A 12,552-nucleotide genomic window follows, 5' to 3' on the forward strand; every position below is an offset into this window, starting at 1 on the left:
CATGAGGTCCAGCGGAACAGAAAACGAAGAAGAAGAAGAAAAAAGCGGCTATCCCGCAGCCGGTAGCGTAAACCTGAAGACGGTGCCGCGCGGGCGGTTGGGTTCGAACATCAGCGCGCCGCCATGTTGCTCCACCACGGTGCGGCACAGGCTCAGGCCCAGGCCCATGCCGTCGGCGCGGGTGGTGAAGAAGGGCGTGAACAGGCGCGCCGCCACCTCGTCGCTGATGCCGCAGCCCAGGTCGGCCACGGAGAACTCGAGCCAGCGGCGGCCGTCGGCCGGCACGGTGGCGCCCACGGGCAGGGCGCGCGCCACGCGCAGCCTCAACAGGCGGTTGCCGGTGTTGTCGGGACTGTCCATCGCCTGCATGGCATTGCGCGCAAGGTTCAGCAGCACCTGCTCGACCAGCGTGCGGTCGCACACCACGGCGGGCAGGCGCTCTTCGCACACGATCTCGATCGCCACGTCGAGCTTGCGGGCCTGCAGCCGCACCAGCGGCAGCACGGCGTCGATGAGTGCCTGCGGCGCCACGGCCTCGCGCATGCGGTCGCGCCGGCGCACGAAGTCGTGCACGCTGCGGATCACCTGGCCCGCGCGGTCGGCCTGCTCGGCGATGCGCTTCACGGCCATGGCCACCTCGGCCTGCTCGCCCTTCACTTCAGGCCCCAGCAGGTTGAGCGAGCCGGTGGCGTAGCTGGCAATCGCGGCCAGCGGCTGGGTGAGTTCGTGGCTCAGCAGCGAGGCCATCTCGCCCACGGTGGCCAGGCGCGCGCTGGCCTGCAGGCGCTCCTGGCTGGCGCGCGAGAGTTCTTCGACGCGGCGCTGCTCGCTCACGTCGATGAAGGCGCTCATCCAGCCGGTCTGCACCTTGTGCGCGTTGATGAGAGGCGCCTCGAAGATCAGCACCGGAAAGCGCGTGCCGTCCTTGCGCATGAAGACCGACTCGAAGCCCTCGCGCGGCGGCAGGCCGCCCGCGAAACGGCGCGTCTGGCGCAGGTGGTATTCGTGCGCCAGCTCGGTGGGCCAGTAGGGCGCCTCGACGCTGTCGGCCATGAGCTCTTCGGGCGTGAAGCCGACCATCTCGCAGAAGGCCGGGTTGACGTAGGTGATGCGGCCCTGCAGGTCGCGCGCGCGCAGGCCGGTGACGACCGAGTCTTCCATCGCCTTGCGAAAGGCCAGTGCGTCGGCCAGGTCGCGCTCGGCGCGCAGGCGGCGGCGGGTGTCGCGCGCCAGCAGGATGAGCACCGACACGAGTGCGATCGAGATCGCCGTGACCAGCGCCGTGAGCATGTTCGGGAACAGGTCGGGCGCGGCGCGCCAGCCGTCCACGCGCAGCATGAGCGAGGCGCCCGGCAGGTCGATGCGCTGCTGCGAGGTGAACACGCGCGTGCCGATGCGCCGCGAGGTGCCCAGCGCCACCAGCCGCGTGCCGTCGGCCTCGGTGAAGGCGACCTCCTGACCGCGCGTGAGCGTGGGGCCGACCAGTTCGACCAGCGTGTCGCGCAGCGAGTAGCTCGCCACCAGGTAGTCGCCGCTGTCCATCGGCAGGCACAGCTCCATCACCTCGACACCGCCGCCGCCGGCCACGGGCACGTAGTGGCTGGGCGAGTAGGCGGGTGCGCCGGCCTTGCGCGCGGTGGTGCAGGCCAGCGTGACGTCGGACTGCGCGGGGCCGCGGTTGCTCTCCTCGAGGATGCGCATGCGGTAGGGCGTGTTCACGGCCTCGATGGGGCGCAGCTCGGCGTCGCGCCATTCGAGCCGCAGCCATTCGCGGTGCTCGCGCAGCTGCGCCGCCGCGCGGTCGGCCCAGTGCGTGCGCTCCATGCCGGGCGCGAGCGTGGCGCGCAGACTCTGGGCGTTGCGCTGCAGGCCGCTGCGCAGGTCGACGACGGCATCGGCGGTGTCGCGCTCGAGCGCCGCCTGCACCTGCTCGACCTCGTGCCGACCGGCCAGCCACACCACAGTGACCAGCAGCGCCAGCACCAGCACCGCCAGCAGCAGCCAGAGGAACCAGCGCTGCCACAGCGAGCGCAGGCGCGCGAAGGCGATCCACACCCGGCGCTGCCGCGATGGCTCGGGCGGCGGCGGCGGCGGTGCGGGAAGGTCCAGCGCCTCGTCGGCCATCGTCAGGCGAGCACGCGGTGCGACAGCGCGGGCAGCTGGGCGCGCGTGCGCTCGACCTGGCGGGCGTCGAGGTCGAACAGCACCACGCCCTCTTCGGCGGCCTGCTGCGCCACCACGGTGCCCCAGGGGTCGATGACCAGCGACTGGCCCCAGGTCTGGCGGCCGTTCTCATGCGTGCCGCCCTGCGCGGGCGCGACCACCCAGGCCAGGTTCTCGATGGCGCGGGCGCGCAGCAGCACCTCCCAGTGGGCGGCGCCTGTGGTGCGCGTGAAGGCGCTGGGCACCAGCAGCAGATCAGCGCCCTGCCCCGCCAGTGCGCGGTACAGCTCGGGAAAGCGCAGGTCGTAGCACACGCTCATGCCCACGCGCCAGGCGTGGCCGTCGCGCGACGGCAGGTCGAACACCACGGGCTGCGCGCCGGGTGCGATGACGCGGCGCTCGTCGTAGTGCTCGGTGCCGTTGTCGAAGAAGAACAGATGGATCTTGTCGTAGCGCGCCACGCACTTTCCTTCGGGCGAGAAGGCCAGCGAGCTGTTGAACACGTGGTCGGCGTCGTCGCTCTCGATGGGCAGCGTGCCGCCCACGATCCACAGGCCGAACTCGCGCGCGGCATCGGCCAGGAAGCCCTGCACGGTGCCGGCACCGGCGGTTTCGCGCAGGCCGAGCTTGTCGGTGTCGCGCGCGCCCATCATGCAGAAATACTCGGGCAGCACCGCGAGCTCGGCGCCGTCGCGCGCCGCCTGCCCGAGCAGGGCGTGGGCCCGCACGAGGTTGGCTTCGCGGGTGATGGCGGACACCATCTGGATGGCTGCGACTTTCATTGCGTGGTCTCCGATTTCTTGCCTTCACCCGCAGTCGATGCACCCGGCAGGCCGGGCAGCTGCAGCGAGCGCGGCACCTTGGTGATCTTGGGGTCGGCCCAGGTGCCTTCGACGTGGAACTCCTGCGTGGCGGCTGCCGCGAGCGGCTTGCTCAGCACCCACTGCGCGAGGAAGGTGCCCAGGCCGATGGCCGGGTTGATGGCCGTGGCCACCAGCGCGGCGGTGCCGGCGTTGATTTCGGGCACCACCACCACGCGCAGGTTCTGCGTCTCGCGCACGATGTCGGCCGAACCGTCCATGAGTGCGGCGGCGTTGACGCCCTTCATCTGCAGGTTGTTGGTGCTGGCGATGCCCTTGTTGATCTTGGCGTCGCCGCGGATGAAGTCGAAGGCGAAGCCCTGGCTGAACACGTCGCGGAAATCGAGCGTGAGCCGGCGCGGCAGCGCCTGCAGGCTCAGCACGCCCAGCAGCTTGGCCAGGCCGGGGTCGGCCTTGAGGAACTGCCCCTGCTCCACGTCGACCTGCAGCTGGCCGCCCAGGCTCGGGTAGTCGAGCGAGAACGGCGAGCCGCGCCAGTTCACCTCGCCTTCGAGCCGGCCCTTGCCGCGCCGCAGCACGCCCGGCATGCCGAAGCGCGTGAGCAGGTCGCCGGCGTCGGCGATGTCGAGCTTGAAGTTCATGGCCGTGCGCCGCTGGCCGGCACTGGCGCCCGCCGGTGCGGCCCAGGTGCCCTTGGCAGTGAAGGTGGCTTCAGGCACGCTGAACGCGAGCTTGTTGAGCAGCCATTCGCGCCCGCCGCGGTTGACGGCGTCGATCTCGGCGCGGCCCAGGTGCTTGCCGAGCAGCTCGAAGTCGTCGACCACGATGTCCAGCGCCGGCAGGGTGCCCGGTTGCTCGTCGAGCAGGGCTTCGACCTGGGTGGCCTCGGCCGGCGCGATCTTCAGCCGCGCGAGCCGCGCATAGAGCCGGCCGGCCTGGCTGTGGCTGTACTCGGCGTAGCCGCTCAATTCGGTGGCGTCGACGTTGGCACGCCACAGCGTGCCGTCGCGCGTGCCGCCGAGCACCACGTTGTGCAGGGTGCGGCCCGCAATGCCCAGTTGCTGCGCGCGCACCGCGATGCGCGTGGGCAGGTAGGCCAGGTCGGGATCGTCGACCCGCTCGCTGCCGGCGACCACCGCCGCGGTGCCCACCAGCGTCTGCCAGGCGCCCATGTCGAGCTTGGCGATGTTGACGTTGGCGAACACGCCGCGGTCGGACGGCAGCGCCGTCTCGCCCGGCGCCAGCCCGACGCCGATGCCGCCGCGCAGCACGCGCGCCTCGCCCGTGGCCGACAGCTCGCGCACGTACTGCATCGAGCCGATGCGGCCGAGTTCGAGCGTCAGCTGGTCCTGCGTGGCGGTGCCGTGGCGGGCGTCGCGCGCCAGCACCTTCTTTTCGATGCGCAGCGGCATCTGTTCTTCGGCGGTCTTCACGAGCGGCGTCGGCAGTTGCAGCGCCAGCCCCTGCAGGCTGCTGGTGAGGGAGAACTCGGGCGTGTTGTCGCGCATCGAGAAGGTGGCGGCGTACGGCGTGCTGCCGGTGGCCTGCTTGGCCAGGCGCGCCAACCAGTCGACCTCGCGCGCGCCGCGCAGGCCTTCGGCGCTGGCCGTTCCCTGCGCCTTCAGTGCCAGTTCGCGCTGGGGTCCGCTGAAGCGGCCCTTGCCTTCGACGCGCACGTCACCGCCCAGCAGGCGGGCCTGCACGCCGGCCAGCGAGAAGCCGGTGTCGGTGAAGCTGAGCGTGCCGCGCGCCTGCGTGAACGGCGGGGCCTCGGGCACCACCTGCAGCTCGTTGTCGGCCAGCGTCACGGTGGCCTGCACCTTGGTGTTGTTGACGTTCTCCAGCGGCAGGTCGAGGCGCAGCTTGTAGTCGGCCGAGCCGGTGGCGCGCGCGCGCTGCAGGAAGGGCCCGGCCTCGCCGGCCAGCGGTGCGCCGGCGCGCAGCACCTCGCCCAGCGGCCCCCTGGCCTGCGCATCGACGCGCAGCAGCGCGGCATGGTGCGACATGTCGGCGATCTGCGCCTCGGCCTTCGTGATCTCGACGCCGGGCGCGCCCACGATGCGCCCGCGCGCATTGCGCACCAGCATGCCCGCGCGCTCGAACACCAGCTCACCCGACACGCCGGTGAGTGCCGGCCACACGGGCGGCGGCGCGGCGGGCGGGCCGGTGCGCGACGCCGGGGCAGTGGTGGCGGCTGCAAGCGACGGCGGCACGTAGGCGTAGTGCACGTCCGACACCTTGGCCGCGATGCGGAACTCGCCCTGCTTCGGGTCCATGAAGGGCATGTCGTGCAGGTCGCCGCGCACGCGGAAATCGACCGTGCTGGCCGTGCCCTTGACGACCGACTCGCGCACGTAGTCGCGCGTGTGCTGCGGAATGTCGAGCGGCAGGTAGCGGAAGACGCGGGTGCCGTCGGCGCGCGTGAGCTTGCCCTGCAGGTCGAGCACGCCGGGGTGCTGCGCACGGCTGCTCGAGGTGGCCGGATCGCTGGTGCGCCAGTGGGCCTCGGCCTCGCCCTCGGCGTCGGCGTTGGCAAAGCGCAGCTTCGACATCTGCACCTGCATGGCGCCGTTGTCGAGCTTCCATTGCAGCTGGGTCGAGAGCCGGTCGATGGGGATCACCGGGTCTTCGAACACGCCGGGGAATTCGAGCGTGCCCTTGGCCATGGCCAGCGTGGCGGTGCCGCCGGTGTGGCTGGCGTCGAAGTCGAGCGTGGCGCCGCTGAGGCCGGGGGTGCCCGGATGAATGCGGGGCGGTGCGGCGGGAGCGCCCGCGAGCGTCGGCGTGCTCGGTGCGGCCGGCGCCGGCTGCGACGCCACGCGCAACCCGCTGACCCGGCCCTTGGCCTGGTAGCGCGCGATCGCGTCGGGTGCGCCCTGCCAGTTCATGTCGATGCGCTCGACCAGCCCGCGCGGCGCATAGGCGCCCAGCACGCGGTGCGTGGCCTCGCCCAGCGGCAGCCGGTCGGCGATGAGGGCCAGCGCCGCGAGGTCGAGCCGGTCGGCCTTCAGCGCGCCGTGCTCGGGCGTGCGGCCCTTGGCCGGCGTGTGCTGCAGCCACAGGTTGCCGCCGGGCCAGCGCAGGCCGTCGACGGTGTCGAACTGCAGCGCGGTGGTCGAGAACTCGAAGGTGTCTTCGTTCATCTGCCCCGCCAGCCGGCCGGTGACGGCGCGCAGCACCAGCGGCTGCAGCCCCTTGCCGAGCGAGGCGTCGACGCGGTTCAGCCCCAGGTCGGCAGCGCCGCCGACGATGCGCCCGTCGTCCACGTCGGCCCACACGCGCAGCGCGCCGTTGCCTTCGCGGATGCGCGCGTCGAGCGAGACGTACTGGCCCAGCCGGGTGACGTCGATGTAGGGCAGGTCGGCATAAAGCTGGCCGTCCCAGGTCTGCCAGTGGCCGCTGCGCAGCGACAGCAGCGGCTGGCGGAACTGGCCGCGCAGCGTGAAGCGCTCGCCCCAGCCGGCCGGCGGCGTGGCGTCCAGCCGCAGGCCGTGGCGGCGCGCGCCGTTGCGGGACACGAAGCGCACGTCGGTCAGCAGCAGCGGTTCGGCGCCGCGCTGCTCGTCGGTCCAGCGCACGGTGCCGCCTTCGATGACGAACTCGCGCTGCGCGAAAAACCAGTCGGCGGCGCGGGTTTCTCCGGTCGTGTCGGTCTCCATGTGCAATCCAGCCACATGGAGTTTTCCCTGAGTGTCGCGGCGCACGTCGAGCTGCGGACCCTCGATGTAGAGCTGCTCGAAATTGAGGCGCCACAGCGAGCGCGGCGACACGCTCGCCACCACCCGCACGAGGCGCAGGGCCTCGCGTTTGTCTGCGTCCTGCAGCACCACGTCGCGCAATTCGAAGGCCGGAAATAGCCCTTCGGAGCGGGCGGTGATGGCGCCGATGCGCACCGGGACACCGATGGCCTTGCTAGCCTGCGCCTCGAGTGCACCGCGAAAATCGCCGATTCGCGGCACAATCCACGCGTGCAGGACCACGACTGACAGCGCCAGCAGAAGCCACGCAGCGAAGAGCAGACCCAATAGCCAGCGCGCTGTCACAGCGGTGATTTGGAGCAGACGTGAAGGGGAAGACGCCGTGTCGTTCATTGAGGGTCGCGCTGTGTCGGGAATTATGACCGCCAGCCTAGAGCCGGGTTCCGCGCCAACCCACATCAGTGTGAATCAGTTGCCATCCAATCCGACGCCTTTCGCGTTTTCTTCCAGTTCCCGATTCGTCCAGCGGCTGCGTCGCCGCTATGCGGCCGAGCTCGACCTGCTGCCGCCCGGCGAGCCCCGGCGCGAATCGATGACCGTCGCCTACGACGCGCTGCGCGCACGCGGCGTGGCCGTGGGCGATGCGTTGCGCATCGTGCGCCAGCTCACGATGGAACGTCTGGTCACACTCGATTGCGACCAGCAGGCCCCGCTCGCGGTGGTGACCACGGCCGTGACCGAGCTGGCCGAACTGGCGCTGGACATCGCCTGCCAGGACGCCTGCCACGAACTCGACGCCCAGCACGGCGCGCCGCTTGGCCCCGAAGGCCAGCGCTCGCAGCTGTGGGTGATCGGCATGGGCAAGCTCGGCGCGCGCGAGCTCAACGTGTCGAGCGACATCGATCTCATCTACCTGTACGACGTCGACGGCGACACGGCCGGCGATGCCGACGGGCGCGGCAAGCTGTCGAACCAGGAATACTTTGCGCGCGCCGTGAAGCGCATCTATGCGCTGGTGGGCGACGTGACCGAGCACGGCTTCGTGTTCCGCGTCGACCTGGCGCTGCGGCCCAACGGCAACTCGGGGCCGAGCGTGGTCTCGCTCGATGCGCTCGAAGAATATTTTCAGGTGCAGGGCCGCGAATGGGAGCGCTTTGCCTGGATGAAGAGCCGCGTGGTCGCGCCGCGCGAGGTGGTGCTCGGCGGCCAGGCCCAGGCGCTGCGCACCGTGGTGCTGCCCTTCGTGTTCCGCCGTTATCTCGACTACAGCGTGTTCGACTCGCTGCGCATCCTGCACCGCCAGATCCGCGAGCAGTCGGCGCGCCGCAGCGCCGGACGCCCCGAGCGCGCCAACGACGTGAAGCTCTCGCGCGGCGGCATCCGCGAAATCGAATTCACCGTGCAGCTGCTGCAGGTGGTGCGCGGCGGCCAGTTTCCCGAGCTGCGCACGCGCCCCACGCTCGACGCGCTGCAACGGCTGGCGCGCGCCAACCTCATGCCGCAGGACACGGCCGACACGCTGGCCGCGGCCTACGAGTTCCTGCGCCGCGTGGAGCACCGCATCCAGTACCTGGACGACCAGCAGACCCACGTGCTGCCGGTCAATGACGACGACCTGCGCTGGATCGCGCAGTCGATGGGCTATGCCGACTGCTGCCCCTTCCTCGAACAGCTCGACACGCACCGCGAGTTCGTGGCCCAGGAATTCGACAAGCTGCTGGGCGGCGAGAAGCCCTGCAACGGCAAGTGCAACGGCAAGAAATCGGCCGCGCCCGCCGACCTGGCCGATCTGCTCGACGACCTGCCGCCCGTGTTTGCCGAGCGCATCCGCGACTGGTGCGAAACGCCGCGCGTGCTCGCCCTGCGCGAAGAAACCCGGGGCCGCCTGCGCCAGCTGGTGCAACGCACCGGCCAGTGGCTGAAAGAACCCGACGGCGACGGCGCGGGACAGACGCCGCGCCACGTCGAGGCCGCCATGCGCTGGGCCGACTGGATCGAGCCGCTGATGCGCCGCGAGAGCTACCTGGCGCTGCTGGTCGAACGCCCCGCCGTGCAGGAACGCCTGCTGCGCCTGCTGGGCGCCGCGAAATGGCCGGCGCGCTATTTGATGCAGCACCCGGGCGTGATCGACGAGCTCGCGAGCGACGAGATGCTCTCGGGCCGCTTCATCACCGACGAATTCGAGCGCGAACTCGAAGCGCGCCACACCTCGCTCACCCGCACCGGCGAAGCCGACGAAGAGCGCCTGCTGAACCTGCTGCGCCACGCCCACCACGCCGAGGTGTTCCGCACGCTGGCGCGCGACGTGGACGGCCGCATCACCGTCGAACAGGTGGCCGACGACCTGAGCGCGCTGGCCGACACCACGCTGCGCGTGACCGCGCGCTGGTGCTGGCCGCATGTGCGCAACCGGCACCGCGAGGTGCCGCAGTTCGCGATCATCGGCTACGGAAAATTGGGCGGCAAAGAGCTGGGCTACGGCAGCGACCTGGACATCGTGTTCGTCTACGACGACGACGACGAGCGCGCCGGCGAGGTCTATGCGGCCTACGTGCGCAAGCTCATCAACTGGCTCACGGTGAAGACGCGCGAGGGCGATCTGTTCGAGATCGACACCGCGCTGCGCCCCAACGGCAACTCGGGCCTGCTCACCACCAGCTTCGAGGCCTACGAAAAGTACCAGCTCGGGCGCGGCAGCAACACCGCATGGACCTGGGAGCACCAGGCCATGACGCGCGCGCGCTTCGTGCTCGGCAGCGCCGACCACGGCGCCGAACTGGGCGCGCGCTTCGACCAGGTGCGCGAGGCCGTGCTGGTGGCGCCGCGCGACCGCGAATCGCTGAAGGCCGAGATCATCGGCATGCGCAACAAGCTGCGCGGCGCCCGCCCCGTGAAGGCCGACCGCTTCGACGTGAAGCACAGCCCCGGCGGCATGGTCGATGCCGAGTTCGCGGTGCAATTCCTGGTGCTGTCGGCCTCGGGCGCGCACCCGGAGCTGATTCCCAACCTGGGCAACATCGCGCTGCTGCTGCGCGCCGAACAGGCCGGACTGCTGCCCGAAGGCGTGGGCCGCGACGCCGCCACCGCCTACCGCGAGCTGCGCCGCGTGCAGCACACCGCGCGCCTGAACGAAGAGCCGACGCAGGTCACGCCGCCCGCCCTGAGCGCCGAGCGCGACGCCATGCTGGCACTGTGGAAGGCGGTCTTTGGCTGACGGCGCCCTCGCTTCCCGTGGGCTGACGGCCTGCGCCCTGGCCGCCGCGCTCGTGCTGGCCGGCTGCGCCAGCGGGCCCCGCAGCGGCAGTGGTGGTGGTGTGGCCAGTGGCCGCGACGGCCCCGGCACCAACATTCCGTCGGACCTCGACCGCGTGCCCGACGCCGAGCCCCGCATCGAGCCCATCCGCAGCAGCGGCGGCACCAGCAAGCCCTACACGGTGCTGGGCCGCGGCTACCAACCGATCACCGACGACCGGCCGTTCCGCGAATCGGGCGTTGCCTCGTGGTACGGCCGCAAGTTCCATGCGGCCTCGACTGCGAGCGGCGAGCCCTACGACATGTACGCCATGACGGCCGCGCACAAGACGCTGCCGCTGCCCAGCTATGTGCGTGTGCGCAACCCGGCCAATGGGCGCGAAGTGATCGTGCGCGTGAACGACCGTGGCCCCTTCGTGGACGGCCGCGTGATCGACCTGAGCTACACGGCGGCGCTGAAGCTCGATTTGCTGCGCGGCGTGGCGCCGGTGGAGATCGAGCGCATCACCAATGAAGACATCCGCACCGGCGCCTGGCGCCGCGATGCGGGCACGGCCTATGCCGCGGCGCCTGCGCCGGCACCCGTTCGGGTGGCAGCGGCGCCGGTGGCCGTGCCGTCGGCCTGGGTCGCACCGGTTGCGATGACGGCCGCTGCCGCACCTGCAGCGACGATGCCCGTGGCACCGCAGACGCCGGTGATGGCCGCTGCGCCGTCGGAGCCCGAGGCACCGGCCGGCCCGCGTGAAGCGATGGTGGTGACGGACCTCGCGCCGCTGGCCCCGCTCGCTGCGCCCGCCGCACCTTCGGCGCCGTCGTCCGCAGCGTCCGGCTTCTGGGTTCAACTCGGCGCGTTCCGCGAACGCGACGGCGCCGAGAGCTTGAGAAACCAGGCCGCGCGCGGCCTGCCCACGCTGGCGCCGCAGCTGCGCGTGTTCAGCGAAGCCGGCACGCACCGTCTGCAGGCCGGCCCGTTCCCGTCGCGCAACGCGGCGGGCGACGCCGTCACGCAGCTGCGCGACAGCCTGCGCATCGCGCCGATGGTGGTCGAAAGACGCTGAAGCTCAGGGCATCGCCTTGGCCACGACCTGCGAACGCAGGCCCACGCCGAGGCGGTTCCAGGCGTTGATCTGCGCCACGGCGAGCGAGAGCTCGACGATTTCCTGGTCGCTGAACACGGCCTTCAGGGCTTCGAACTCGGCATCGCGATCGGCGTGGTGATCGGCCAGGCGCGTGAGGGTTTCGGCCCAGTCGAGCGCCGCACGCTCGCGTTCGTTGAAGAGGCTCACCTCGCGCCAGGTGGCGAGGCTGTTGATGCGCTGCCACTCTTCGCCCTGCACGCGCAGGTCGCGCACGTGCATGTCGAGGCAGTAGGCGCAGCCGTTGATCTGCGAGACGCGGGCAAAGACGAGATCGATCAGCACCTTGCCGAGCGTGCTCGACTCGAAGCTGCCGTTGACGGCGATCATGGCCTGGAAGGACTTGGGGGCGAACTTGGTCCAGGCGAGACGGAGGGCGGGGGCTTGGCTCATGGTGTGTACTCCAGGGTGGTGGGTGAGAGAAAGCGAAACGAAATCTGCTTGCTACACACTGAAGACGCGCCAGCCATCGGCCCTGTGACAGGCCGGGCGCATTATTTTTTCAGTCGCCCCGCTTCCCGGCGAACAACTGGGCGATGCGCGCCAGCTTGTCGGGGTTGCGCTGGGCGCGGATGCGCACGATGCGCTCGCCCTCGATCTCGAAGGTCTGGGCCGATTCGAGTTCGCCGTCCAGAAAGCGCAGCATCCCGGGCTCGCCGTTGAGCTCGACCAGCGCCATGTGCACGCCGGCGCCCATGCGGCGCCACAGCGAGAAGTACAGCTGCGCCAGCCGCTGGCTGCCGCGCAGGATCTTGCTGAAGGTCTGCACCTTGCCGCCGCCGTCGCCGATGAGCTCCACGTCCTCGGCCATCAGCGCCTTCAGGTCCTGCATGCTGCCGCGCGCGGCGGCGTCGGCAAAGGCGCGCAGCAGGCGCTGGTGGGTGTCGCGCGACACCTGGAAGCGCGGGCGCGCCTCCTGCACCTGGACCTTGGCGCGGTGCACGAGCTGGCGACACGCGGCCTCGCTCTTGCCGAGGGTCTGGGCGATCTCGTCGTAGTCGGCGTCGAACACCTCGCGCATGAGAAAAGCGGCGCGCGCCTCGGGCGCCAGGCGCTCGAGCACGGCCAGGAAGGCGACGGAGATGTTGTCGGCACGCTCGAGCACTTCTTCGGGCGTGTCGGGCGACCCGGTGAGCGTGGGCTCGGGCATCCACGGGCCGATGTAGTGCTCGCGCTGGACCTTGGCACTGCGCAGCCGGTCGATCGACAGGCGCGTGACGACGGTCACGAGCCAGGCTTCGGCGCTGTCGAAACTGGCCTTGTCGGCCTCGTGCCAGCGCAGCCAGGCGTCCTGCACCACCTCTTCGGCCTCGGCCACGGAGCCGAGCATGCGGTAGGCGATGCCTTGAAGGCGGCGGCGGTGGCTGTCGAAGGAGAGGGTCGGGTCGTCCATGCCCGATTAGACGTTTGACGTCGCCGCGTTGTGACAGCCCGCGGGAAAAAAAATCGCCCCGGGATGCGGGGCGATTTTTCGGATCGTGT

General features: G+C 70.8%; 7 protein-coding genes. 2 read left to right on the forward strand and 5 right to left on the reverse strand.

Annotated features, from left to right (window positions below):
• Positions 1-48: 48 nt before the first annotated feature.
• Genes CLU95_RS14225 through CLU95_RS14235 form a run of 3 tightly spaced genes read right to left on the reverse strand, consistent with a single transcriptional unit; the run spans position 49 to position 7,075 of the window.
• Positions 49-2,124 (reverse strand): ATP-binding protein, encoded by a 2,076-nt coding sequence (locus CLU95_RS14225; protein WP_099794072.1) that lies wholly within the window; start codon positions 2,122-2,124, stop codon positions 49-51.
• Positions 2,125-2,126: 2 nt separating this feature from the next.
• Positions 2,127-2,945, reverse strand: a complete 819-nt coding sequence (locus CLU95_RS14230; RefSeq protein ID WP_099794074.1) for a carbon-nitrogen hydrolase family protein — start codon at positions 2,943-2,945, stop codon at positions 2,127-2,129.
• On the reverse strand, positions 2,942-7,075 hold the full coding sequence (locus CLU95_RS14235; RefSeq protein ID WP_099794076.1) for a YhdP family protein: 4,134 nt from the start codon (positions 7,073-7,075) through the stop codon (positions 2,942-2,944). Before CLU95_RS14235 ends, CLU95_RS14230 begins: the two co-directional genes overlap by 4 nt.
• Before the next feature lie 25 nt (positions 7,076-7,100).
• Here CLU95_RS14235 and glnE point away from each other — a divergent pair, with 25 nt between their 5' ends.
• Positions 7,101-9,896 carry a bifunctional [glutamate--ammonia ligase]-adenylyl-L-tyrosine phosphorylase/[glutamate--ammonia-ligase] adenylyltransferase gene (gene glnE / locus CLU95_RS14240; RefSeq protein ID WP_099794078.1) on the forward strand — a complete coding sequence of 932 codons (2,796 nt, stop codon included), beginning with the start codon at positions 7,101-7,103 and terminating at the stop codon, positions 9,894-9,896.
• Complete coding sequence (locus CLU95_RS14245; RefSeq protein ID WP_099794080.1) at positions 9,889-10,992, forward strand: septal ring lytic transglycosylase RlpA family protein; 1,104 nt, start codon at positions 9,889-9,891, stop codon at positions 10,990-10,992. Before glnE ends, CLU95_RS14245 begins: the two co-directional genes overlap by 8 nt.
• Positions 10,993-10,995: 3 nt before the next feature.
• Here CLU95_RS14245 and CLU95_RS14250 read toward each other — a convergent pair whose 3' ends face one another.
• Positions 10,996-11,463 carry a carboxymuconolactone decarboxylase family protein gene (locus tag CLU95_RS14250; protein ID WP_099794081.1) on the reverse strand — a complete coding sequence of 156 codons (468 nt, stop codon included), beginning with the start codon at positions 11,461-11,463 and terminating at the stop codon, positions 10,996-10,998.
• 109 nt (positions 11,464-11,572) lie between these two features.
• Entirely contained in the window at positions 11,573-12,463 is an 891-nt protein-coding gene (locus CLU95_RS14255) for an RNA polymerase sigma-70 factor (protein ID WP_099794083.1), read from the reverse strand.
• Between the last annotated feature and the right edge of the window lie 89 nt (positions 12,464-12,552).

This window comes from Variovorax sp. 54 (assembly GCF_002754375.1).
Lineage (GTDB): Bacteria > Pseudomonadota > Gammaproteobacteria > Burkholderiales > Burkholderiaceae_C > Variovorax.

Coding starts and splice junctions, on each gene's coding strand:
- CLU95_RS14225 (WP_099794072.1), bottom strand. CDS start 2,124: ATGGCCGACGAGGCGCTGGACCTTCCCGCACCGCCGCCGCCGCCGCCC.
- CLU95_RS14230 (WP_099794074.1), bottom strand. CDS start 2,945: ATGAAAGTCGCAGCCATCCAGATGGTGTCCGCCATCACCCGCGAAGCC.
- CLU95_RS14235 (WP_099794076.1), bottom strand. CDS start 7,075: ATGAACGACACGGCGTCTTCCCCTTCACGTCTGCTCCAAATCACCGCT.
- glnE (WP_099794078.1), top strand. CDS start 7,101: ATGACCGCCAGCCTAGAGCCGGGTTCCGCGCCAACCCACATCAGTGTG.
- CLU95_RS14250 (WP_099794081.1), bottom strand. CDS start 11,463: ATGAGCCAAGCCCCCGCCCTCCGTCTCGCCTGGACCAAGTTCGCCCCC.
- CLU95_RS14255 (WP_099794083.1), bottom strand. CDS start 12,463: ATGGACGACCCGACCCTCTCCTTCGACAGCCACCGCCGCCGCCTTCAA.